Source organism: Ferdinandcohnia sp. GQ5 (assembly GCF_059759275.1).
This window is the reverse complement of record NZ_JCAXEW010000011.1, coordinates 86,176-110,843: the sequence shown is the minus strand read 5'-3', so window position 1 is coordinate 110,843 and position 24,668 is coordinate 86,176. Positions and strand designations below refer to the sequence as shown.

The following is a 24,668-nucleotide window of genomic DNA, read 5'->3' as shown; positions in this document are numbered from 1 at the left end:
CATTATAAAAATCAAGGAGGAGAAAAATTATGTGGTTTAGATTCATTATGATCGGATTATGTTCGTTAACGGTGACTAGCCTGTTCATCTTTCAAGGTATCGAGATTACACAAGCCTTTAAAGATTTCTTTACAAATAAATAAATAAGATAAAAAAACGAATGTAGAAGTAAGCTCTACATTCGTTTTTTATTTAGGTTATTCCTGAGCCATTCTTACCGTTGTACGATACAGGAGCTCAGTACCTAGTGAGATATCTTCAAAGGTTGAAAATTCCTTAGGATTATGACTAATTCCATCTTTACAACGGACAAATATCATTCCATATTCACATTCATATGACATGGCTAATGAGTCGTGAAAAGGACCGCTCATTAATTCCATTGGTTCCAATCCTATGCTTTGCATTTCATTGCGCATAATATCTTTGATTCTTTCTGCACAATAACGAGGTTCGCTATTAGTATCTTCTGTAATTTTACTTCGTAGCCCGTGTTCCTCGGTAATTTCCTTAATCTTTTCATGTAATTGTGCCTCAAGCTTGTGACGTCTATTTAAATCAATATCTCTTAAGTCCACCGTAAAACTTACTTTTTCAGGAATGATGTTACGTGAATCCGGGAAAACCCGTAAACTTCCCACTGTACCAACGGTTGGCGCCCCAGGCTCCTGGCTTGCTATCTCGTTGAGTGCTATGATGATTTTTGCAGCACCTACAAGGGCATCTTTCCTCATTGGCATTGGAACGGAACCTGCATGCCCAGCAAAGCCTTCTAATTCAACTGTTAACCATAATGGACCCGAAATACCTGACACAATTCCAACTGGTTTATTCATATTTTCTAGAACAGGTCCTTGTTCAATATGCATCTCAAGGAATGAGCCAATGCTTCCTTTTGGATACTCTGACTCTTTAAATTTTGAAGGATTGCAACCAAATTCAATGAGAGCCTCTCTTCTTGTAACGCCATCTTTATCCTGACGATCTAACTCATCTTCTTCGAGTTTCCCTAGGATTCCCCTTACACCAAATAATCCTTTATTAAAGCGGCAACCTTCTTCATCTGAAAAAGCAACTACCTCAATTGGGCGATTTGGAACTACGTGATTTTCTTTCATTGTTTGAATGACTTCAAGTGCGCCTAATACACCAATTGTTCCATCAAATCTTCCTCCATAAGGCTGGGAATCAATATGCGATCCTAGCATTAATATCGGGGCATCCGGATTTTTCCCTTCCATTCTTCCAATTAGATTTCCAAAGTGGTCAATTCTAGCAGTTAACCCCACTTCCTCCATCCAGCCTTTAACCGTTTCTACCGCTTGCCGGTCTTCCTTAGATAAGGTTAGTCGACACACTCCCGTTTCACCGATTTTCCCTATTTTTGATAACTCTGTAATTCTCTGTTCAAGTCGTTCCTTATTAATGGTTAATGTTTGGATATTCATAGAATCAGCCTCCTATTTAAATAGTGGTTACAAACGGTAGATTATGAGCTCTTGCAACCCCTTCGTAAACGACTTTTCCACCAATCACATTTAGTCCTTTGTGCAAGGCTCTATTTTCCGCAAAGGCACGTTCATAGCCCTTATTTGCAACCTGTAGAATATATGGGACTGTTACATTCGTAAGTGCAATAGTAGATGTTCTAGGAACAGCACCAGGCATGTTACCTACTGCATAATGAACGACCCCATGTTTCGTATATGTAGGATTTGCATGCGTGGTAACATGGGTAGCCGTCTCAAATATACCCCCTTGGTCAATTGCAACATCGACAATCACTGACCCTTCCTCCATTAAACGAACCATTTCTTCTGTCACCAATTTCGGAGCTTTAGCGCCTGGAATAAGAACAGCACCAATCACGAGATCAGATTCTGCAACCGCTTGGCCAATCGTAAATGGATTCGACATCAAGGTTGTGATGGATTTCCAAAAATATCATCTAACTCTCGCAATCTTGTAGCACTGACATCTAATATCGAAACTTGCGCACCAAGGCCCACTGCAATTTTTGCAGCATTCATTCCGACTACACCACCGCCAATAACAGTGACTTTTCCACGACTAACACCTGGTACACCACCTAGTAGAACACCTTTCCCACCTTTTGTTTTTTCAAGAAAAGAGGCTCCAATTTGTGTCGCCATTCTACCTGCTACTTCACTCATTGGGGTGAGTAAAGGAAGGCTTTTATCCTCTAACTGCACGGTTTCATATGCAATCGCAACAACATTCTTTTGGATTAAAGCCTCTGTAAGCTCTCGATCTGCGGCTAGATGCAAATAAGTGAATAATAGTAATCCATCATAAAAATATTGAAATTCCTCTTGGATTGGTTCTTTTACTTTAATCACCATATCGCAAGCCCATGCATCTGCAGCAGTTGGAACTATTCTTGCTCCAGCATCAATATAAAGTTCATCAAAAAAGCCTGAGTTCAGGCCCGCACCAGTTTCAACAAAAACCTCATGATTATGTTGAACCAACTGCATAACACCTGCAGGAGTTAAGGCCACACGATTTTCATTATTTTTAATTTCCTTTGGTACTCCAATTCTCATCTCCATCCACCTTTCTTTTTTCTTGGGAAAAACACCCGCAATCTATTTCTATTATGAAAATAGATTACGAGTGTTGATACATACCCTTTTTTACAATGACTTTATTTCTTCAATTAGGGTTCTTTGGACAAATTCTAGGTCTTCCTCAGAAATTGAAAGAGGTGGTGCAAGGGTTAAGACATTATTGTACCCTGCTACTGTCGCTCCATTTTTTCCGATAATTAGACCCCTTTGTAGGCACCCTGCGATCACTTTATTGACTTGACTTACTTCAAGTGGTTCCTTCGTTTGTTTATCCTTGACGAGTTCAAGCCCAATCAATAAACCTTTTCCTCTAATATCACCAACATAAGGATGGTCCACTAAAGCTGCTATAAGGCCATCTTTTAATTTGTCACCGAGGTGCTTTGACCGATCAAAAAGCTTTTCCTTTTCCATAATTTCTAGGTTTTTAAGTGCCAATGCACATGCTGCTGGGTTTCCACCAAACGTATTAACATGACGGAAATAGTCATATTCCTCTGACCCTTTAAAAGCTTCGTATATTTCTTTTTTCACGGCTGTTGCCGATAAAGGAAGATACGCACTTGTAATGCCCTTTGCCATTGTAATGATATCTGGTTTTACACCGTAGTTCATAAATCCAAATGGTTTGCCTGTTCGCCCGAACCCACAAATAACCTCATCAACAATGAGTAGGGCACCATGCTTTTCACATACTTCCTTTACTCCAGCCATATATTTGTCAGGTGGAACAATGACTCCACCACCAGTAATGATTGGTTCCATGATCACGCCGGCTATTGTTTCACTTAGCTCCCATGTCATCACACGGTCTATTTCCTGAACAAACTTTAAATCCGATACTTCTGCACCCACCTTCTCATCAGATCGGTATAGGTCTGGTGGCGATACATGAATGAAGCCTGGTGCGAGTGGTTCATATTTATATTTACGCTGCGCTTGGCCAGTTGCGGCTAGAGATCCCATGGAATTACCATGGTAAGCACGATATCGAGAAATAAATTTGTAACGAGAGTGTTCTCCTTTTTGCTGATGGTATTGTCTAGCCAATTTAAAGGCTGTCTCATTTGCTTCCGACCCACTATTAGAGAAGAAAATAACATACTCGTCTCCTAGCATTTCATTAAGCTTTTCTGCAAGTTGGATTGCTGGTTCATGGCTTTGTGTTAATGGATAATAGGCCATTTGCTTTAGCTGTTCATATGCAGCATGTGCTAACTCTTCTCTTCCATATCCCACATTTACACACCAAAGCCCCGACATTCCATCAAGATACCGTTTCCCATTATGGTCTGTCACCCATGACCCTTCTGCTTTCGTAATGACTAGCGTAGAATTTGGATTATATGGCTTCATGCCATGCCATACATAATCCTTATCCTTTGTTAAAAGGTCTTCCCCTTGCGTAACCTTCGTCATACCGCTTCCCTCCTCATCCAAATTAGTAATCAAATCGGGATGTAATCATCTTTTTGCGCGTATAGAAATTTACTCCATCTTTACCATTCACATGAAGGTCTCCATAAAACGAATCTTTCCAACCAGAAAATGGGAAAAAGGCCATTGTAGCTGGTACACCCACATTAATGCCAAGCATACCCGCTTCTGCTTCTTCTCTGAATTGTCTTGCTGCCCTAGCATCCTTTGTATAGATGGTGGCGCCGTTTCCAAAACGGGATTTCCGAATATAATCAAGACCTTCGTCTAAATCTTTAGCTCTTAGTAGACTTAAAACCGGTGCAAAGATTTCTTCTTTAGCAATCGTCATTTCTGGGGTTACATGGTCAAAAATGGTTGGACCCAAAAAATTTCCTTCTGGCATTTCATCCATTTCTTTTCTGCCGTCTCTAATAAGTTGCGCACCTTCTTCAAGCCCTTTTTCTACATAACCAAGTACTTTATTTAGATGTGACTCGCGGATAACAGGTGTTAAGAGCACCTCATCATCCATTCCATTTCCAATCGTGAGTCGATCTGCAGCATCCTTTAACGCAGATACAAACTTTTCTCCATCTCCTACAACGACAACGGCACTACAAGCCATACATCGCTGCCCTGCACTACCAAATGTTGAGCTTATGATATTGGCTACTGCTTTTTCCATATCTGCATCTGGCATCACGATATGATGGTTTTTCGCACCTGATAAAGCTTGAACGCGTTTCCCTTGTTGCGCTGCACGTTCATATACATATTTCGCAACTGGCTGTGAGCCTACAAATGAAATTGCACTGACATTTGGATGATCTAACAAACCATTTACAACATCATGTGCCCCATGAACAACATTTAAAATGCCGTTTGGTGCACCCGCTTCTGTAAATAATCTAGCAAGCTCATTAGCTAGCATTGGCGTCCGCTCTGATGGCTTTAAAATAAACGTATTTCCACAAGCAATTGCCAATGGGAACATCCACATTGGGACCATCATCGGGAAATTAAATGGAGTAATTCCTCCTACTACTCCTAATGGATATCGGAACATTTCAGAGTCTATATCCTCTGCAATGTTTGATAATGTCTCACCCATCATTAAAGTAGGTGCACCTGCTGCAAATTCAACACATTCAATCCCTCGTAGAACTTCACCATGTGCCTCTTTATATGCTTTACCGTTTTCTTGGACAACAAGTCTTGCTAGTTTTTCATGATTCTCCATTAATAAATAGTGATATTTGTATAAGATCCTTGCCCTTTTGGGAACAGGAGTATTTTTCCATGTTTTAAATGCCTCTCTAGCCGCTTTTACAGCTAAATCTACATCTTCCTTTGAAGAAAGCGGCACACGAACTAATGTCTCTTTTGTTGCTGGATTGGGTACCTCAAGTGATTGAGTTCCAAGGGCGTCCACCCATTCCCCATTTATATAATTTTTCAGAACAACTGTTTCATTTTTGACTACTGACATTTTTTGTACAGCCTCCTTTTTCGTATTTCAATATTCGTTAATCCTTAACCTATATGTAAATTATCCCTCATAATGAAAATGCTTTCATTAGACATTCTGTAAAATAACTGCTTGTTATTTTTCCACATTATGAATACTCTTTGCACGAAAAAACCCACTAACTCTAGTGGGCTATAAAACTTGCTTTTTCTCTTTTAGTTGATTTGATGAAATTAAAAACTCATATGATAAAATCATAAATTCAATCGCGAGCCGTTTTTCGTGATTCATAAAGTCTGAGCCTAGTAGCTTTTCTAGTTTTTGAATGCGGTGATATAATGTTTGCCTTACTACAAATAAACGCTTTGCCGTTTCTTGTTTCGAGCCGTTACATGATAAATAGGTTTTAAGTGTATCCATTAGTTTTCCATTATATTTTTTATCATATTCGATTACCGGCTCCAAATACTCTAATACAACCTCCTGCAAATCGATATGTCTGTTAAGTAACGAAATAAGCCTAAAAATATGTAAGTCATCATAAAAATAGCTTTGGGCTGGTACCGACATACGGTTTTGAATTCGAATTGTTTCTATCGCAGTTTGATAGCTTTTATGTAGATCTGTGAGCTCTTCTATAAATTTTCCAACGCCAAGTATCGGTTTGACTTTGTCATTACCTAGTTGTGACTCAGAGTCCATTAATCTTTGGATTCCATCTTGGACTCTCGCTTTCCACGTCACATGATTTCGTTCATTGAGAAGGATAAAAACAATTGTGTTTCTTTTATCTGCTACGTAAAGGGAAAAACCCTGTTGTTCAAAAACGGCACGGGTAAACATTTTGAAATAAGTTAAATCACTTGTGGAATAATCTTCAATGGAATCTATTTTACAAATACATACAACCGCTCCTTTTGGTTTACTAGTTGAAGTAAGAGCTAGATAGTCTTTTATCGATTCTTCGTTTTGTTCACCTTCCAACCAATCATTGATCCATTCTGTTTCTTCTACTTTATGTTTTTCCTCTACATAAAGATTACGAAGAAAAAGCTGTGCAAGGGCAGTTGCAGTTCGATCCAGAATGAGTTGATCAAATTCGGTTAGCTCTCTTTCCTCCGAAATGATTGCAAGTTCTGCATAGCTTTCACCTAGCAAATGGATCGGAATTTTGGCTATATAAGTCGAATCTTCAGTATGGGATTGCAGGTTTTCTAGTAGTTTCTTTCGTTTTTGCTCGGTAGCTTCTGGAATAAATTGAGTTTCCCTGTTCGTAAAGAGGATAATTACTTGGACTTGGAGATAACTTCTAATAAATTTAAGAATTTCAACATAATGATCGATGGTTAATAATCGTTTATTTAATGCCTGTGAGTAACTTTCAAGATTGGAAATCATTTGATATTGGCTGTTAATAAGTAGCCCATGAATATCTTGCGTGATTTCAACAAAAGGTACTTCCTTTAAAAAAAGGATTATTGGAAATTGGGACTTGTTTGCGAGTTCAATGATTTCTGGTGGGATCGATGAGGTGTATATTCCTAATTCAATACAAATACCTGCTGCCTGCGAATCAATTAATTGCTCAATGACGGAGATAAATTTCTCCTTATTATCCCTCCAAGCAACACCGGTTGAAAGAATTAATTCATTTCCATTTAAGAGATTCTTAATATTAACAATTTCAACAACGTGGACCCATTTTACTTGTCGCCCGAGTCCCTCTTTACCTGCGATAACTTTAACACTTTCAAAGTTCTTTCGACTTAAAATATCATCAACTGTAATATATGATTTCAATCTACAGCTCTCCTAAATTGAATTTTCAGATTAGTTCCATTATACGCGATAACTTGTCAGTAAAGGAGTGTTTTTCCAAATATTTTTATACTTTCCTGTTAAATGGCCCAAAAAAGCCAGTACCCTTCCACTGGTACTGGCTTTCAACTATTTTTATATTGGAACAAAAAAACATTATGCACCTTCCTTTTGTTGCTTAATAAGCATTACCGCAAAATACTTACGACCTTCTGGGGTGATAATGTGTAAGGTTTCTTTTTCATCTTCTTTCTCAAAATCTACAAACGCTCCGCTAAGGTTTTCTATTACATTAGTGATTTTATAGCCTTTTTGAAGGAAATAATCCACTTTGTCTCTCTCTTGCAAAAATACTTGATACTCTGACATGTACTGACACTCCTTTGTTTAATGTTTCAGGTACTATGCAGTCGTTTCTCTATCGATATCAGCCTCATACATATTGGTGTCTTCTTCGACAGTCCCTCCAGGTAGAGCCCAATTTAATAACACGCCCAAAATAGCTGAAAGTGCCATCCCATGTATTTCGAAGTTAGCTGAAAACTTCATAATGGCTCCACCGATTCCGACAACTAAAATAACGGATGAAATAATGAGGTTACGCTTATCACCCAAATCTACTTTACTATCAACAAGCATCCGTAATCCAGATGCAGCGATAATCCCAAATAAAAGGAGAGATATGCCACCCATTACTGCTGTTGGTATTGAGCTAATGAGAGCTGTAATTTTACCGATAAACCCAAATAGTATCGCAAACACTGCTGCCCCGCCGATAACAAAGACACTAAACACTCTCGTAATGGCCAATACACCAATATTTTCACCGTATGTCGTATTCGGCGGACCTCCCATTAATGCTGCTAGCATTGTGGCAAGACCGTCTCCCATTATCGAACGATGTAAACCTGGCCTTTGAATGAGATCTTTTTGAACGACTTTACTTAACACCATTTGGTGTCCAATATGTTCAGATAATGTGACAATTGAAACAGGTACCATGAGTGCAATAATACTTAGGGTTACAGTGGGAGAATAATGAACAAATGGAAAAAGAAAATCAGGTACTTCGAAAATTTTTGCAATCTTAACACCGGATAAATCCACTAAGCCGACAATGGCAGCATAAATATATCCTCCAACTATTCCAATTAAAACGGGAATTAAATTTAAAAAGCCTTTAAGGAAAATGGAGCTTAAAATAACAATCGCTAAGGTCACTAATGCAACTGTAAAATGAAGGAGACTATATTCACCATTTGGGTTATTCATTGCCATACCAACTGCTGTCGGTGCAAGGCTAAGTCCAATTACGATAATAACTGGCCCAACAACTACTGGTGGAAGTAATTTAACTAGCCATTTATGGCCTGTAGCTTTAATAACTAAAGCAACAATCCCATAGACTAGACCGGCTAGAAAACTTCCAATCATTGCTGCACCAGGACCATCTGCTGCTGTTGCCGCAATGATCGGGGCAATAAATGCAAATGACGAACCAACATATGCTGGAACTTGACCTTTGGTTATAATCAGAAAAGTGAGTGTCCCAATTCCACTTGAAATAAGGGCTACACCTGGACTCAAGCCAACGAGATACGGAACTAAGATGGTTGCACCAAACATGGCAAACAAATGCTGGATGCTTAAAATCAAAAACTTACCTGGTGGCGGTGTCTCGTTTATCCCCAAAACAACCTTCGAATCTTCACTGCTCATACCAAATCCCCCTTTGCTTTTGCTATTGTTGGAATTGTTTAAACCTATCTCTTTAAGTCAACAGTTGTTTTATTAATGACATCAACGATTTCATTCTCAGAGATTTCCCAATCACGTCCTACTGTAATTCCTAAGTATTTCTCATCGTCTGGGTCAACAATTTCTGCTTGAGTAAACTTTTGAAAATACCAATATTTCGCTAATACATAGTAAATAACTGCTCCTACGCCAAAGCCTACAAAGAAAGAGTAAGCAGAAAAGAAATAAGCGGCAGTTCCTCCGATTACCCAAGCGATCATACCAGCCCAGTTGACTCCATTTGAATACCTGTACTGCCCCTCACTCTCATAAAGTTCTGGAACATTAACCCTTCTCTTTCTTAAAACGTAATAATCAGTAAATAAAATCCCTACAATAGCTGAAAGAATTCCCCCTATTATTAAAAGTGCTGGAATAATTACCCCAAATAAATTCCAAGGCTGAACAACAATTCCTACAATCCCTGCAGTAATAACCCCTGCCCAAAATGGAAATTTAGGCCCTCCCACGTTTGAAAAGATTGTTGCAGCAGGTATTACATTAGCAGATGTATTTGTTGACCATTGTGCAAGTACAATCATTAATAAAAGGATAACGAGTACAATTCCTCCTGCTGCTTCCTGCAATGCAACAACAGGGTCATAATTTAATACAGCAACGTATGCAACTGCACCAATGATAATCATAAATAAGTTAACAAGTGGCATAACAACTACATTTCCTGCAATTTGTGCCTTGTTTCGTTTTAACCAGTTCCTCTCATACTTTGGGGCTTTAAAGAACCTGGATAATGAGGGCATGTCAGCAGCCAGCGTTGCCCAAAAGCCCATGTTTGCCATTACGACAACCATAAAAGCAGTTATTGCAGTACCGCCAGAAACTGGACTTTCAACCCATGTCCAAATATCTCTACCTTGATCAGCTGCTTTCCCTGAAAGGGATATAAACATCCATATCGAGATAAGAATGATGATTGGAGCAGCCAAATCTGCAAATCTCTCAATTGCTTTGATCCCAAGGGCAGTGTTTACTAACTGAAAGGCTGCAAATAATATAAAACAGACGAACCAGTTATCAAACCCTACGAGAGTATTTAATATCGCATTCATAGCTGTTGCACCAAAATAGGTATTTATACCAAACCAACAAGAAGCTGTTACACCACGTACTATTGAAGGTATATGAGTTCCGATTGTACCAAAAGGAGCCCTCATATAGACCGGAAACGAGAGCCCATGCTCAACTCCAATATCGCCAATAAACGTCATGAAAATACCAATTAACACTGAACCTATAATTGTTGCAACAATTACCCAACCAAGAGGTAAATGCTTAATGCCGTCTCCTCCAATTGCGAATGCCGCTAGTAATATCGCCATGCCTACCCAAATTACGGAGAAACCAAACGCACTTATCCTTCTAGCCCCATGCCCTATTGGAAACAAATCTGGAGATTTCAGATAATTACTGCTTTTTTTCATTCCAACACCCTTCCTGAAAATTATTTTAAATATTCTGAATTATATCAGCGTATATTCACCTCATTTCCTCATTTCAAATGGAGGAAGGAGTTATACTCCCTCCTCTTTAACCCAGGAATTAAATTGTAGTCGTTTTATCTTTTACAACTTCGTAATTTTCTCCGTACTTTGAACGTTTAATAAATTGACCTGCTCCTAATTTTCCAACAAACCTCTTATCACGGATAACAAATTCTCCTCTAGAAAGAACGGATAATGGTTCTCCGGTAAATTTCATTCCCTCAAATGCACTGTAATCGACTGCCATATGGTGAGTCTCGGCAGATATTGTTCGCTCGATATTCGGATCAAAAATGACAAGATCGGCATCAGCACCAACCGCAATCGTGCCTTTCTTTGGGTACAACCCAAACAGTTTAGCCACTCTGGTAGATGTTAGATCGACAAATTGATTAAGTGAAATTCTTCCCTTTTTGACACCTTCTGAGAAAAGCACTGTTAAGCGGTCCTCAATCATTGGACCTCCATTAGGAATTTTCGAGAAGTCACCTAACCCTAGCTCTTTTTGTCCTTTAAAATCAAACGAACATTGATCTGATCCAAATGTTTGAAGTTGTCCGGTTCTCAGTGCATTCCATAACACCTCTTGGTTCCACTTTTCTCGAAGTGGAGGAGACCAAACGTACTTAGCTCCTTCAAAATCTGGCTTTTCTAAATAGGTTTGATCAAGTACTAAGTATTGGGGACATGTTTCTCCCCACACATCAAATCCTTTTTCTCTTGCTGCTGTGATTGCTTTTACTGCATCTGCACAAGTAACATGAACAACATAAAGTTGAGAATTTGCAAGTCCTGCGAAGGTCGCAGCCCTTTCTGTAGCTTCCCCTTCGATTTCCTGTGGTCTTGTTAACGCATGATAGATTGGATCTGTTTTTCCTTCAGTTAAAGCCTTTTTAACAAGATAGTCAATGACGTCACCATTTTCAGCATGAACCATGACCAGTGCTCCTAAATCTTTTGCCACAACTAAAGTTTTAAATAAAGTTTCATCATCTGCCTGAAGCACATTTTTGTACGCCATAAATACTTTAAAGGATGTGATTCCTTCATTTTCGATCACGGATGGAAGCTCATTTAAGACAGCATCCGTTACCTCTCCGATAGAGAGATGAAATCCGTAATCAATTACTGCTTTCCCTTTTGACTTCTGATGCCATGTTTGAATGGCATCCTTTAGAGGTTCCCCTTTATTCGATAAGCAAAAATCAATAACCGTCGTTGTTCCTCCAAAGGCAGCTGCAATTGTTCCAGTTTCAAAATCATCTTTAGAGACTGTTCCTCCGAACGGCATTTCTAGATGAGTATGCGGATCAATTCCGCCTGGAAAAACATAGCATCCATTTGCATCAACTACATCTGCACCTTCAGTCGAGAAATTTCTCCCAATTTGACTAATCACACCATTTTCCACAAGAATTTCTGCTTGATACGTATCTGTTGCTGTTACAATTGTTCCATTCTTGATTACTTTTTTCATCCAAAGTCCCCCTCAAAGAACGAAATAGCTTTTATTTTACAGAGTCAATTTTACAACTAACTGCACCAAGTGCCGCCTGACGCTCATTCCAAGTCATAGGAGGTAATCCACTTGGGACTTCAACCATATCAATTGCCCCATCAACAGGACAAACAATTGAGCATAAATTACAGCCGACACAATCTTCCTCTCTTACTTTTAAAATGTTGTAGCCATTTCCATCTTTAAGCATGTCGATACATTGATGGGATGTATCTTCACATGCAATATGACATTTATTACAGTTGATACAAACATCATTATTAATCCGAGCTACAATTTTATAGTTCAGGTCAAGGTCACCCCAGTCAGAATATCTCGGCACCGTTTTTCCGACTATATCCATTACAGAAGCAATCCCTTTTTGTTCCAGATAGTTATCTAACCCTTCAATCATGTCCTCAACAATCCTAAAGCCATGATGCATAGCGGCAGTACACACCTGAACCCCAGAGGCTCCCATCAACATATATTCAACTGCATCCTGCCAAGTTGAGATTCCACCAATTCCTGATATTGGAATGTTGATATGGGGACTTCTTGCGCATTCGGCAACCATATTAAGAGCAATAGGCTTTACAGCTGGACCACAATATCCACCATGCGCACCTTTCCCCCCGACATGTGGAATCGTATTCCACGTATCTAAATCAACTCCAGCTAAACTATTAATTGTATTTATCATACTGATGGCATCGGCTCCTCCTCTAGTAGCAGCTTCTGCAGTTGCCGTGATATCTGTTATATTAGGAGTAAGTTTCACGATAACCGGTGTTTGTGCAACTTCTTTTACCCAATAGGTTTGTTGTTCTACCAAAGAAGGTACCTGACCAGATGCAGAACCCATTCCTCTTTCTGCCATACCATGTGGACATCCAAAATTGAGTTCTAGTCCATCTACACCTACTTCTTCAACTCTCTTTACGATTTCATGCCACTTTTCTTGTTTTGGTTCAACCATGAGTGAGGCAATGATTGTATGGTTCGGAAAAAGCTTTTTCGTTTCTTTAATTTCTTTTAGATTCACCTCTAATGGACGATCAGAAATTAATTCAATATTGTTAAAACCTGCTACTCGTTGCCCATTAAAACTAACAGCTCCAAACCTGGAAGTGACATTTAAAATGGGGTCGCCTAATGTCTTCCAGACTGCTCCACCCCAGCCTGCATCAAATGCCCGTTGCACTTGGTAACCAGAATTTGTTGGAGGAGCAGAAGCCAACCAAAATGGATTAGGGGATTCTATACCTGCTAAATTTATTCGTAAATCTGCCATAGATATGCCTCCTTTTCACCTTTTCATTTATTACACGATTTCAGATACTGCACCAAAAATGACCTTGTGAATCGCATATGCCGCATCCTTCCCTTGCTGTGCGGCTGAGACAACCATTGCTTCCCCTTGCCCCTTTCCAAAAATCACATCACCACAGGCAAAAACCTTTTTATTGGATGTTTGAAGGGTTTCTGGATTGATTTTCACAACTCCACCCTTATGCTCAAGACCAAATTGTTCAATCAGCCCTGTATATCTTGTTTGACCAATGGCTTTAATTACAGCATCGACCTCTAAGATGAACTCAGAGCCCTCAATTGGAATAGGACTTCTCCGCCCATCTTTACCCGGCTCACCAAGCTCCATTTTGATGCATTCGATTGCTTTAACACGGCCTTGTTCGTCACCAATAATTTTTTTAGGCGCTGTTAGCCATCTAAATTCAACACCGTCCTGTTTGGCAAATTCATATTCAAAATCATAAGCAGTCATCTCTTCAACCGTTCTTCTATATAAGATTTTTACATTTTCAGCTCCTAATCGGACTGAACATGTCGCTCCATCAATTGCTGTATTTCCTGCACCAATGACTACCACCCTCTTACCCAAGAAACGGTCCGAAATTGGCTTTGTTTTGGTTTCCATTACAAAATCAATGGCATCAAATACTCCATCCAAATCTTCACCATCAATACCAAGTGAAGGTACTTTTGACATCCCAATTGCTAGAATCACAGCATCAAAGTTAGTAAGAATTTCATCTACCGAAATATCCTCTCCAACTCTAGTATTGGTTTGGATTTTTACATCTAAGCTTTCTACCTGCTTAACCTCCCAGAATGAAATGTTCTGTGGAAGCCTAAATGAGACAATTCCGTAAGTGTTTAAACCTCCAGCATTTTCCGCTGCCTCAAAAATAGTAACATCGTAACCGAGTAATCCTAGTTCTCTTGCTGCCGAAAGACCAGCAGGACCACCCCCAACAATTGCAACTGTTTTTCCATTTTTCTTTCCTGGTTCGAATAGTACCTGTTCATTTCGTATAGCCCAGTCTGTCGCGTATCTTTGTAAGTTACCTATCATGATAGGTTTTGTAGAACGATTTAAAACACATGCTCCTTCACAAAGTTCCTCTGTTGGGCAAACACGAGCACAACTAGCACCGATAGGATTTGATTTCATTATCGTTTTTGCTGATCCTTTTATATTTCCAGAAGCGATTTTTTTAATAAAGGTAGGGATATCAATACCGGTAGGGCAAGCAGTAATACAAGGGGCGTCATAGCAATAAAGGCAACGATTCGATTCTTCAATGGCTTCGCGGTCAGTTAATCCAGGGTTCACTTCATTGAAATTCATTTTTAAATTCTGATAGGATATTCTTGTGTTTGAAAGACTCATAGATTTACCTCCTTTATATAGTGGAAGTTGCAATATCTTAAAGCCACAACATTGCAACTAAATAAACCTATAGATAGAAAGCGTTTTCAATAAATAATAGTATTAACTGCCCTTATTTATGACTAAGCTAGAGCAGTTGTCCGAAAAATACGAACTTTATGTCTATTTTACTTATTACCTAGTATGATTGCATTATACAGAGTGTTAAAAGATAAAAGTTGTTTTCTACTCATAATGTAAAAGACAAAAAGGAAGAAATCGATTTGATTTCTTCCCTTGAATAAATAATTCGTTACATATTAGTTTTGTCCGTTTCCGTTTTTGCCTTGGCTGTTACCATTGCCTTGACCTTTACCGTTGTTACCTTTGCTTTGGCCATTGTTTTTGTTCGCATGATTATTATTTTTGTGTTCTTTTGCTTCTTTTTGTTTTTCAGTCTTATTAACTTGTGCTTGTTGTTTTTTCTCTTGTGACTTTTCAAGAGCTTGGTCACGCTTTTCATTTACTTTTACTTGTTTCTTCTCTACTACTGGAGCAGCAACTACTGGTTGTACATCTGTTTCAGTTGTTTCTTCCACTACTACTGGCTCAACAGCTACTTCTTCCTCAACAACTGGTACTTCAGTTATTTTTTGGATCGCTTCATTTTTATGCTTAGCTTCAAACTTTTCAGACTTTCCCTCAAGTTTTGCAAGCTTCTTATCTAATTTTGCAAATGATTTTTGAATATTTTTCATTAACGCTTTTTGAGCAGTTGGATTTTTAACATTTGCTAGTGCTGCCGTTAATGCGTCAATGTTATTTGCAAGCTTCACTTCAACTTCTGTGCCTTCATCTAAATCAACAGTTATTTCTTCTTCAGTAACTACTGAATCTTCTTCTGTTTTTTCTTCTTCAACAGAATCTTTTTCTGTAGCTTCTGTTTCTTCGTCAGAAACCTCATCCGATTCTGGTAGAGTTTCAGTTGCAGCTTCTTGAGTTTCAATTGCTTTTTGAAGTAACTCTTCAGCTTCTTCTGTTTTACCTTCAACTAATAATGCATTTGCTTCCGCGATACGCTCTGCAGCGAAATCAGCTAGAAGTTTTGCTTCCTTGTAATCATCCACTGTTACTGCAAGACGTACTTTTTCAATCATTTGTTTTACAAAGTAAAAGAAATCTCCAGGTACTAAAGATGGTGTTTCTTCAGCTTGAACTTCCTCCTCAGTTGACTCTTTTTCAGTGCTTTCTCCATTTTCATTTGATTCTACATCTTCAGTAGCTTCTTCCTCTGCCACTTCTTCGCCAACGTTTTCTTCTACAATCTCTTCTTTAGAAGCCCCATAGTTTACTGGAATTTCTTCTACAACCGTTTCTTCCGCAACAACTGTATCTTGCTCAGTTCCTTCCTCATTTGCAAAAGCGGCTGGTGTTGCTAATGATAAAATAAGTGCGGATGCTACTGTGCCACTTACAATCGTTTTCTTGAAATCCCGTTTCGTCATTTATGTGATCCCCCTATTTATAAATTACGTTAAAAGCAATTCGACGAAAGCTGACAAATATATGTCCGTTTATCACATAAAAAGTAATAGATGATTCATAAGTCTATAGAAATGTTAAAAGATTGCCAAAAGACCTAGTGCAATTGGCACTAGGTCTTAGTTACTCCATTAGGACTTTGTTGGTGACTTTAACATTTTTTCTGTAATAAGCTCTTTAATTAATTGGGTAGCTTCTTCTACTTTTTTCACATGCAGTACTTTGCTTCGGTCCTCTGGTATTTGTTCTGCTGTGAAGTGATACCTTGGATCATAATAATATTCTAATAGTAGTTTCACGGCTGAATGATAATCTCCGGATTCAAGATCTTTCTCGATTTGTGTTGCAATAGGAGTATGAATTCTCCTTTTGATGCGTTGGAAGGCAGCCATACAATCGTTTGGAAACTCCCATGGACGGTAATCTTCTAAAATGTTTAACACGCGCTCCTCCATCGGCAGGTCAACAAAAATATGGTATCCTTCTTCCTTTAATTTCAGTAAAAAGTCAGGTAGAGTCGCACGTCCAACACGTTTGCTTTCTGCCTCCAACAATACATATGGTGATTTTTTTATCTGCAGAATCCGTTCTACAAGCATCAAGTCAAACACTTTTTGGTTATGTGGCTGCTTCCCAATCATCCCAAAAACCGAACCACGATGGTTTGCCATCCCTTCTAAATCAAGAACAGGATATCCTTTACCTTGAAGCTCATTTAAAATTTTTGTTTTCCCGGAGCCTGTGTATCCATTAATGACCAAGGCCTTTGGTTTAAAATCGGTGGCAACCTCTTCTAGTTTTTCTACCACCCATTCTCGATACCCGCGAATTCCCCCAATAAGTCTTTTCGAGCTGATTCCCATTAAATCAATAAGGGTTGCTGATGTTTTACTACGCATTCCTCCGCGCCAACAGTAAACAACCTTTTCATCTTCAGGGAGTTTCGAAAACTCTTTTATAAAATTAGGAAGCTTGGCAGAAACAATTTCAAGTCCTTTTTCCTTAGCTGCGTCTGGACTGATTTGTTTGTAAACTGTTCCAATTTCTGCACGTTCTTCATCCGTAAAAATGGGGATATTTACACTACCAGGTATATTCGATTCAGTAAATTCAGAAGGGGAACGCACATCAACAATGGCTATCGGTTTCTCCTTCTGTAATTCCCGTAATTCATCAACAGAAATATCTTGAAACATCTATTTTCTTCCCTTCTATTATATGTTCAAATTGGAGGTTGAAAAGGACCACTTCAGCGATGGCGCCACGTCCTGTGGCGACGCCGACACTAGCACATCCTGTGCGTCGAAAGTTCGAGGCGGCGCAGTTTTGAGTAGTGGAATATGTTACTGATACGTGAGCAGACGATTTTGAACGCCGTAAAAGTGGTTTTCTTTTCCAAGGAACGGAAAAAACAAGCCAACGAGCTTCCACAGGATGTGGTGACTTCGAAGTTCGACACAGGACGTGTCGGTAGTTAGTCGAAGTTCCTCTATCGAAGTGTCAATTTTCACCGGACTATTTGAACATCCCTTCCAAAGTGTCTATCTACACTATTTCCACATTCTCTCTCTCCTATTATAAAACAGAATAACTTCTTTAGCTTTAAAGATGCAATTACATTATTTTTTTGAAATGATAGAATGAATATAATGATTGATTTCGGAGGAATCTTTATGCTTATACCATCCCTTGCTAAAAAAATTATTAAAGAAGTACGTAGATTAATTGATGAAGATATTATTATCGTAGATATTTCGGGAACGATTATTGCAAGTACGGATTCAAGTCGAATCGGAAGTTTTCACGAAGGTGCCCTCCTTTCAAGTAGGGAACAAAAGAAAATGATCATCACAAAAGACTTGGAAAATCACCTAAAAGGGGTAAAGGCAGGCATCAATTTACCCATTCTTTATCAGCACAATGTTGTTGGGGTAATCGGTATAACCGGAAACCCTGAAAAAGTATCCTCATACGGGGAGCTCTTGAAAAAAATGACGGAGCTCTTAATCCAAGAGAGCTATTATGCTGAGCAAATGGAATTAGAGTCTCGAGCACTTGAAACCTTTGTGTTTGATTGGCTTCACATTAATGAAAAAACCCCAGAGTTTGTTAAGCGTGCAGAGCATTTGAATATTGATCTTAATCTTAAACGTCAAGTGGTAATGGGCTTCATTAAGAGTGAAACAGAAATTCCACTCCGGGATATATCCAATCACCTGCAACAAAGTCCATTTTTAACAGAGAATGAAATTTTTGTCAGATGGGGAAATGAACGTTTCCTACTCCTTTTAACTGACCGTTCAAAAGAGCAAACACAAAACATTCTTCAATTAATTAAAAGAAATTTAGAAGATAGTTTTACTGTAAAGATATCGTTTGGAGTTGGGAGCGAGGAACCCTTACTAAAAAGATCTTTTGAGGAAGCTGAACGCGCTCTTAAAGTTGCAAAACGGAATGACTCTATACAATTTGATGAAGAACTCATTTTAGAAATGCTTGTTCATGAAACTAGCGGACATGTGCAGTCGGAATATGTGAGACGTACCATCATTAAGCTCTTAGATAAGGATCGAACACTAGTTAAGACGTTAATTGAATTTATTTTAAATAATCAGTCCATCAAAGAAACTGCTGAGTCTCTTCATATTCATGTGAACACTCTTTCTTATCGTTTTGATAAAATAGAAGAGCACACCGGCTTACATCCAAAGAACTTTACAGATTTAGCAGCACTTTATCTGGGGATATTACTTTTGGATAAATCTATAAAAATTTTTGATTAACGCCACAAATATTTGTGGATTTCTACATAGCGGAAATATCCGCTTTTTTTTATGCTTATACATAAGAAGATTTTTTGGAGGCGTTCTCATGATTGATACAAAAGCAAAACAGCAATTTATTAAAATTGTCGGACCTGAAAATTACGATGATTCAAAAACAGGTCGACTTGTGTATTCGTATGATGCGACACCACAATTCCAGTCGATGCCGGATGCAGTGATTTCTCCTCGAAACAAAGAGGAAATATCCGAAATCGTCAAGGTTTGTAATGAATACAAGATTCCAATTGTCCCTCGCGGCTCAGGGACAAATCTATGTGCAGGTACTTGTCCAACTGAGGGTGGAGTAGTCCTTCTTTTTAAACATTTAAATAGGATACTAGAAATTGATGAAGAGAATTTAACAATCACAGTCCAACCTGGGGTAATTACTCAGGAGGTGACAACTGCTGTAGAGGCGAAGGGTTTATTTTATCCACCAGATCCTGGTTCGATGAAAATATCAACAATTGGAGGCAATATCAATGAGAATTCCGGGGGTTTGCGTGGCCTTAAATATGGGGTAACACGAGATTATGTCATGGGGCTAGAGGCTGTATTGGCGAATGGTGAAATTATTAAAACCGGAGGAAAGCTAGCAAAAGATGTTGCTGGATATGACCTCACTCGCCTCTTTGTCGGCTCAGAAGGCACACTTGGTATCATTACCGAAGCCACGCTTAGGCTCATTCCAATGCCTGAAACGAAAGAAACAATTCTTGCCCTTTATCAGGATTTGGAGTCGGCAGCAAAATCGGTTTCAAAGATTATTGCAAGTAAAATCATCCCAATTACCTTAGAATTCCTTGACCAACCTACTCTTGAAGCGGTCGAAGCCTTCGCAAAAATCGGACTTCCAACCGATGCAAAAGCAGTCCTTCTCATTGAACAGGATGGTCCTGCAGAAATAGTAAAACGAGATATTGCTAGAATCAAAGAGATTTGTAAGGAAGAAAATGCAGTATCTGTGAAATCTGCGGAATCTGAGGAAGAAGCAGAAGCCTTACGTACAGCAAGGCGGGCTGCACTTTCTGCTCTTGCACGCTTAAAACCGACTACCATTTTGGAAGATGCAACTGTACCACGTTCTGAAATTGCAAACATGGTAAATGCAATTGGTGAAATCGCAAAAAAATACGACTTGAATATTTGTACCTTTGGACACGCCGGAGATGGAAACCTACACCCTACTTGCTTAACAGATGTTAGAGACCGTGAAGAAATTGAGCGCGTTGAAAAGGCATTTGAAGAAATTTTTAAAAAGGCGATTGAGCTTGGCGGTACAATTACGGGTGAACATGGTGTCGGCGTAATGAAAGCACCCTATCTTGAAATGAAGCTAGGTGCTGCAGGGATTGCAGCGATGCAAGCGATTAAAACGGGGCTTGATCCTAACAACATCATGAATCCAGGCAAAATGTTTGCAAAGGATTCTAGAAAACGTGTGGTGGTTTCAAAATGACAACGATTCAAGAGCAACATAAAATCCAAAAAGAATTCCAATCACGGATGGACCAAAATGAATTATTAAACTGTATGCGTTGTGGGTTCTGTCTTCCTACCTGCCCTACCTATATTGAATCCGGCTATCAAGAATCTCACTCACCAAGGGGCAGAATTGCATTAATGAAGGCAGTTGTAGACGGACTTATTGAACCTGATGAAGACTTTGAAAAATCACTAAATATGTGTTTGGGCTGTCGAGCTTGTGAACCAGTTTGTCCTTCAGGCGTCAATTACGGGCACCTTTTAGAAGAAGCAAGGGATATCGTTCATCAAAATAAAAAGCATTCGCTACCTGTGAAAGCTGTAAGAAGTACGGTTTTTGAAGGTCTCTTCCCTCATCAAAATAGGATGCGTACGTTAACAGGTTTACTTGGAGTCTACCAGCGCTCTGGCATGCAAAAAGTGATTCAAAAAAGTGGTCTTTTGAAGTTTTTACCTGATAGCTTTGCGACAATGGAACGCGTACTTCCTGAAGTGCCATCCTTAAAGGAACTAAAGAACAGGCCATACCATCTTGAACCAATTGGTGTACGAAAGAAAAAGGTCTCCTTTTTCACAGGATGTTTAATGGATACGATGTTTATGAAAACAAATGATGCCACCATGAAGCTTCTTCAATTGGCTGGTTGTGAGATTGTCATCCCAAAAACACAGGCTTGTTGTGGGGCCTTACATGGACATAGTGGCGAGAAAAACAAAGCAAAGGAACTGGCGAAACAAAATATTGCGGCATTTGAAGAGATAGAAGCTGATTATATCATCACAAATGCAGGCGGCTGCGGTGCATTTTTAATCGATTATGACCACTTACTAAAAGATGACCCCCAGTGGGCAGAACGAGCGAAAAGTTTTTCGAATAAGCTGAAAGATATTTCATCTGTTTTGGTAGAATTAGAGTTTCATAAAAAAGATCTTTCCCTTCCTGCACAAGTTATCACTTACCAGGATTCATGCCATTTGCGAAATGTAATGAAGACGGCGTCTGAGCCTAGAACGCTACTTCAATCTATTGATGGCGCAACTTATATGGAAATGAAAAATGCGGACAGCTGCTGCGGCTCTGCTGGCATCTATAATATTGTAGAGTCTGAAATGTCGATGAAAATATTAGATTCAAAAATGAAAAACGTTAAAGATACACAAGCCAAAACAATTGTCACAGCAAATCCCGGTTGTTTGCTACAGATGAAACTTGGCATCGAACGGGAAGGTTTGTCGGAACAAATCCGTGCTGTCCATATTGTTGATTTATTACTTGAATCCATTGAATAAGATAAAAAAGAATCGTCTTGGTAATCCTAGACGATTCTTTGGTTTACATATATATCTAATTGCTTTGTTTTATTTGGGTCCGGAACAGCATTTCTGATACAGTAACAAATTCATATCCATCTTCCTCTAGTTCTGTGAGTATTTGGTCTAATGCTTGAACGGTTTGCGTTCGATTTCCACCTGAATCATGAAAAAGAATGATGTTCCCTGGTTTTACACCTGAAATAACCCTTTTCGTGATCCTGCTAACCCCTGGATTTTTCCAGTCCTTCGTGTCTTGATGCCAAGACCATAGCACAACATGGTATCCATTTTCTGCTGCAGTGTTAATAATAACGTCATTGTAACTCCCACCAACTGGACGAAAAAGAGTTGGGCTAAATCCAGTTATTTCCTTAAGAGTGTCGGTGGTTATTTCAATCTCATTTTCAAGTTTTTGGGAATCACGTACTATGTTTGAATGATTAAAGGTATGGTTTGCAATTTCATGCCCCTCCAATACTTCTCGACGAATGATTTCGGGGTGTTTAATTGCATGTTTTCCAACAACAAAAAAAGTGGCTTTTGCTTTATGCTTTGCTAAAACGTCTAAAATTTGTGGTGTGTAAACTGGACTTGGTCCATCGTCAAATGTGATGGCTACCATCTTCTCATCTGTCTTCACTTCCCAGGTAGCCTTACCCGTTTTTTCAAAGTCAAAGCGCTCTGTTGCCTCTGCAGGTATATGATTTAAAAATAGGAAAAGAACAACCATTACTATACATCTTCCCAAAAAAGTGCCCCCTTTTATCATTGAGCTTTATTGGGTAGTTTATGGATTTTTTTTGATAATTATTAGGCAAGTCAATGGAATTCTTTTACTACAAAAAAATGACGAGATTATCTCCTCGCCATTTGTGATGCATGATTATTTTATTTAAAGAAAAACTTTTCTACATAATATTTTGTTACGGACAACTACTCGCGACCGTATGCTTTTACCAAAGTAATTCTTGGAGTTTTTGCCGGTAGTCCCTTGACCTTCAACTTAGCGTCTTTGGCAATTTGGACTGAACGGTAAAGATGATAATCATTTGTCACTACAATCCCTAACTTCGCATCCTCAGGTATTAATTCTTTTGAGAATTTAATATTTTCATAAGTACTTGTTGAGCGGTCTTCAAGATATATTCTTGATGTAGAAATCCCTGTTTCCAAAAGCTTTCTTCTCATCGCTTCCGCTTCTGTAATATCCTCACCCGGCCCCATGCCACCTGAAGCGATTAAGATTGTGTTCTTATTTTCCTTCGCATATTTGGCTGCCGCATCGATTCGGTATTGTAACGCAAGTGATGGAATTTCACCATTCACCTTGGCACCAAGAATAATCAAATAATCGGCGTTTTTGGGAGGAACTGCATCCACGTACTGAGATATCTTATAATGAATACTTCCGAAATATACAACCCCAATAATGAGTAAAATTCCAATAAAAAGTAGCATCATTTTCCTCTTTTTCAAATTAGTAACAACCCCTTCAAGGTTATTCTATTATTATATCAAAAGGAGAATGAAGGACTCTAGTAGTAGAAGTAATTTCTAAAGAGATAAAAAATGTAATAATTAACCACTTGTGTATCGATTTTAAGAAAAAAATCAATAAAAGCATACGTAAATAAATAATGCATATGCTTTTATCTAACTTTGCAGTATAAAACCATTCGTAAAATCCAAAAAAAGGAAGTAATCATTCAAAAAGTGATAGGAATTGTAAAATCCATCCATTTGTGTATCGTTTTTTAGGAACAAAACGATAAAAGCATACGTAAAAAAGATTTGCGTATGCTTTTATCTAGCTTTGCAGTATAAAACCATTCGTAAAATCCTACACTTGGTGTGCCTTAGCTTTATTTTAGTTTAGCCAATTTTGATTTTCCAGATCTTCGTAATATGGCTGTGAACTATCCATTTTGATATCAGCTTGTTCTAAAACGTCCTGCGCATTCATCTTTGAAACATATCCAAGCTCACGTGTTGCATTAACCGTTGACCAAGGTTTGTCCTTGTTATCTGATACCCCATAATATGTCCCAAATTTTACCGTTGATTGAATGGCTAAATCAAATAACTGAATCACATCCTTGTGACTAAGTAATGTTTTGTTTATCCGGGGATTAGTTTGTAAATCCTCCACTTCATTACGCCTGACACTACCGATTCGCAAATTAATGACAGAAAGATTGTTTTCCTCCTCATAAGCCAAAATATGCCCGATATTTTCTGATGCCAATTTGAGAGTGCCATATAATGATTTTGAGTAGGGATAATCATCAACAGTAATTTCACGACCAAATACTGAAACTCCACCATTCTCATAAAAATCAGTTACATGGTTGCTGCTTGCATAGACCACCTTAGCTATCCCGAGCTCAATTGCCGCCCTAAAAATGTAAAAAGATGCAAGGAAATGAATCTCAGTCTTTTTGCGAAATTGAGTAACATCTTTAAAATCGTTTTTCGTTTTAACATTCAACAGGTTAACGAGTGCATTACAGTCAGCAGGAATTTTATGAATCAGTTCTTCAAAATCCGTTGCATCTACCTCGACGTGATTTGGATGGTTGTCTACCTTTTTATCGAGAATAGTGATGTCGTACTTGTCACCAAGCCCTGCTTCCAGAATTGAACCGATTAATCCATTCCCTCCGATGATGGCAATTTTCTTTTTCATTGTATTGGTCCCCTTTAGATTTGACTTACTTGTTAAAATTTGTTTTTTA

18 protein-coding genes and 1 pseudogene are annotated in these 24,668 nt (G+C 38.7%); 3 read left to right on the top strand and 16 right to left on the bottom strand.

Annotation, left to right across the window (positions count from 1 at the left end; genetic code table 11):
* Positions 1 to 197 precede the first annotated feature (197 nt).
* The 13 genes and pseudogenes from AC6CHV_RS14775 to mnmH all read right to left on the bottom strand — a co-directional run bounded on the left by AC6CHV_RS14775 (position 198) and on the right by mnmH (position 17,505).
* Entirely contained in the window at positions 198 to 1,448 is a 1,251-nt protein-coding gene (locus AC6CHV_RS14775) for a hydantoinase/carbamoylase family amidase (RefSeq protein WP_498079114.1), read from the bottom strand.
* Positions 1,449 to 1,464: 16 nt separating this feature from the next.
* Positions 1,465 to 2,567: pseudogene (ald, locus tag AC6CHV_RS14770) on the bottom strand (alanine dehydrogenase).
* A 90-nt stretch (positions 2,568 to 2,657) separates the two neighbouring features.
* Positions 2,658 to 4,010, bottom strand: a complete 1,353-nt coding sequence (locus AC6CHV_RS14765; RefSeq protein WP_498079113.1) for an aminotransferase — start codon at positions 4,008 to 4,010, stop codon at positions 2,658 to 2,660.
* 22 nt (positions 4,011 to 4,032) lie between these two features.
* Complete coding sequence (locus AC6CHV_RS14760; protein ID WP_498079112.1) at positions 4,033 to 5,499, bottom strand: CoA-acylating methylmalonate-semialdehyde dehydrogenase; 1,467 nt, start codon at positions 5,497 to 5,499, stop codon at positions 4,033 to 4,035.
* Positions 5,500 to 5,670: 171 nt separating this feature from the next.
* Positions 5,671 to 7,278: a PucR family transcriptional regulator ligand-binding domain-containing protein gene (locus tag AC6CHV_RS14755; RefSeq protein ID WP_498079111.1), complete on the bottom strand. Its 1,608-nt coding sequence runs from the start codon at positions 7,276 to 7,278 to the stop codon at positions 5,671 to 5,673.
* Between the two features lie 174 nt (positions 7,279 to 7,452).
* Positions 7,453 to 7,665: a hypothetical protein gene (locus tag AC6CHV_RS14750; protein WP_121445227.1), complete on the bottom strand. Its 213-nt coding sequence runs from the start codon at positions 7,663 to 7,665 to the stop codon at positions 7,453 to 7,455.
* Positions 7,666 to 7,698: 33 nt separating this feature from the next.
* On the bottom strand, positions 7,699 to 9,015 hold the full coding sequence (locus AC6CHV_RS14745) for a solute carrier family 23 protein (protein WP_121445228.1): 1,317 nt from the start codon (positions 9,013 to 9,015) through the stop codon (positions 7,699 to 7,701).
* Positions 9,016 to 9,059: 44 nt separating this feature from the next.
* Positions 9,060 to 10,535 carry a cytosine permease gene (locus AC6CHV_RS14740; protein ID WP_498079110.1) on the bottom strand — a complete coding sequence of 492 codons (1,476 nt, stop codon included), beginning with the start codon at positions 10,533 to 10,535 and terminating at the stop codon, positions 9,060 to 9,062.
* Between the two features lie 118 nt (positions 10,536 to 10,653).
* A complete protein-coding gene (gene hydA / locus AC6CHV_RS14735) occupies positions 10,654 to 12,072 on the bottom strand; it encodes a dihydropyrimidinase (protein WP_498079109.1) in 1,419 nt (472 codons plus the stop codon).
* Between the two features lie 31 nt (positions 12,073 to 12,103).
* Positions 12,104 to 13,387, bottom strand: coding sequence for an NAD-dependent dihydropyrimidine dehydrogenase subunit PreA (preA, locus tag AC6CHV_RS14730; RefSeq protein ID WP_498079108.1), 1,284 nt, complete (start codon positions 13,385 to 13,387; stop codon positions 12,104 to 12,106).
* 30 nt (positions 13,388 to 13,417) lie between these two features.
* A complete protein-coding gene (locus AC6CHV_RS14725; RefSeq protein WP_498079107.1) occupies positions 13,418 to 14,788 on the bottom strand; it encodes an FAD-dependent oxidoreductase in 1,371 nt (456 codons plus the stop codon).
* 299 nt (positions 14,789 to 15,087) lie between these two features.
* Entirely contained in the window at positions 15,088 to 16,272 is a 1,185-nt protein-coding gene (locus AC6CHV_RS14720) for a DUF5667 domain-containing protein (RefSeq protein WP_341332193.1), read from the bottom strand.
* A gap of 168 nt (positions 16,273 to 16,440) precedes the next feature.
* Positions 16,441 to 17,505, bottom strand: a complete 1,065-nt coding sequence (gene mnmH / locus AC6CHV_RS14715) for a tRNA 2-selenouridine(34) synthase MnmH (RefSeq protein WP_341332194.1) — start codon at positions 17,503 to 17,505, stop codon at positions 16,441 to 16,443.
* A 477-nt stretch (positions 17,506 to 17,982) separates the two neighbouring features.
* On the opposite strand from mnmH, the gene AC6CHV_RS14710 reads away from it, so the two are divergent.
* From AC6CHV_RS14710 to AC6CHV_RS14700, 3 genes are all read left to right on the top strand, one after another.
* Positions 17,983 to 19,092 carry a CdaR family transcriptional regulator gene (locus AC6CHV_RS14710; RefSeq protein ID WP_341332195.1) on the top strand — a complete coding sequence of 370 codons (1,110 nt, stop codon included), beginning with the start codon at positions 17,983 to 17,985 and terminating at the stop codon, positions 19,090 to 19,092.
* Between the two features lie 88 nt (positions 19,093 to 19,180).
* Entirely contained in the window at positions 19,181 to 20,593 is a 1,413-nt protein-coding gene (glcD, locus tag AC6CHV_RS14705) for a glycolate oxidase subunit GlcD (protein WP_498079106.1), read from the top strand.
* Positions 20,590 to 21,909, top strand: coding sequence for a (Fe-S)-binding protein (locus AC6CHV_RS14700; RefSeq protein WP_341332197.1), 1,320 nt, complete (start codon positions 20,590 to 20,592; stop codon positions 21,907 to 21,909). Before glcD ends, AC6CHV_RS14700 begins: the two co-directional genes overlap by 4 nt.
* A 55-nt stretch (positions 21,910 to 21,964) precedes the next feature.
* On the opposite strand, the gene AC6CHV_RS14695 is transcribed toward AC6CHV_RS14700, so the two are convergent.
* The 3 genes from AC6CHV_RS14695 to AC6CHV_RS14685 form a co-directional block, all read right to left on the bottom strand.
* Positions 21,965 to 22,681, bottom strand: a complete 717-nt coding sequence (locus tag AC6CHV_RS14695) for a polysaccharide deacetylase family protein (protein ID WP_498079105.1) — start codon at positions 22,679 to 22,681, stop codon at positions 21,965 to 21,967.
* 185 nt (positions 22,682 to 22,866) lie between these two features.
* A complete protein-coding gene (locus AC6CHV_RS14690) occupies positions 22,867 to 23,409 on the bottom strand; it encodes an ElyC/SanA/YdcF family protein (RefSeq protein WP_498079104.1) in 543 nt (180 codons plus the stop codon).
* Between the two features lie 391 nt (positions 23,410 to 23,800).
* Positions 23,801 to 24,619, bottom strand: a complete 819-nt coding sequence (locus AC6CHV_RS14685; RefSeq protein ID WP_341332199.1) for an NAD-dependent epimerase/dehydratase family protein — start codon at positions 24,617 to 24,619, stop codon at positions 23,801 to 23,803.
* Between the last annotated feature and the right edge of the window lie 49 nt (positions 24,620 to 24,668).

Bases quoted from the DNA above. Each gene is read 5' to 3' on its own strand.
- AC6CHV_RS14750 (WP_121445227.1), bottom strand. From the start codon at position 7,665: ATGTCAGAGTATCAAGTATTTTTGCAAGAGAGAGACAAAGTGGATTAT.
- AC6CHV_RS14740 (WP_498079110.1), bottom strand. From the start codon at position 10,535: ATGAAAAAAAGCAGTAATTATCTGAAATCTCCAGATTTGTTTCCAATA.
- AC6CHV_RS14685 (WP_341332199.1), bottom strand. From the start codon at position 24,619: ATGAAAAAGAAAATTGCCATCATCGGAGGGAATGGATTAATCGGTTCA.
- AC6CHV_RS14765 (WP_498079113.1), bottom strand. From the start codon at position 4,010: ATGACGAAGGTTACGCAAGGGGAAGACCTTTTAACAAAGGATAAGGAT.
- AC6CHV_RS14700 (WP_341332197.1), top strand. From the start codon at position 20,590: ATGACAACGATTCAAGAGCAACATAAAATCCAAAAAGAATTCCAATCA.
- AC6CHV_RS14720 (WP_341332193.1), bottom strand. From the start codon at position 16,272: ATGACGAAACGGGATTTCAAGAAAACGATTGTAAGTGGCACAGTAGCA.
- AC6CHV_RS14775 (WP_498079114.1), bottom strand. From the start codon at position 1,448: ATGAATATCCAAACATTAACCATTAATAAGGAACGACTTGAACAGAGA.
- AC6CHV_RS14745 (WP_121445228.1), bottom strand. From the start codon at position 9,015: ATGAGCAGTGAAGATTCGAAGGTTGTTTTGGGGATAAACGAGACACCG.
- mnmH (WP_341332194.1), bottom strand. From the start codon at position 17,505: ATGTTTCAAGATATTTCTGTTGATGAATTACGGGAATTACAGAAGGAG.
- hydA (WP_498079109.1), bottom strand. From the start codon at position 12,072: ATGAAAAAAGTAATCAAGAATGGAACAATTGTAACAGCAACAGATACG.
- glcD (WP_498079106.1), top strand. From the start codon at position 19,181: ATGATTGATACAAAAGCAAAACAGCAATTTATTAAAATTGTCGGACCT.
- AC6CHV_RS14760 (WP_498079112.1), bottom strand. From the start codon at position 5,499: ATGTCAGTAGTCAAAAATGAAACAGTTGTTCTGAAAAATTATATAAAT.
- AC6CHV_RS14725 (WP_498079107.1), bottom strand. From the start codon at position 14,788: ATGAGTCTTTCAAACACAAGAATATCCTATCAGAATTTAAAAATGAAT.
- AC6CHV_RS14710 (WP_341332195.1), top strand. From the start codon at position 17,983: ATGCTTATACCATCCCTTGCTAAAAAAATTATTAAAGAAGTACGTAGA.
- preA (WP_498079108.1), bottom strand. From the start codon at position 13,387: ATGGCAGATTTACGAATAAATTTAGCAGGTATAGAATCCCCTAATCCA.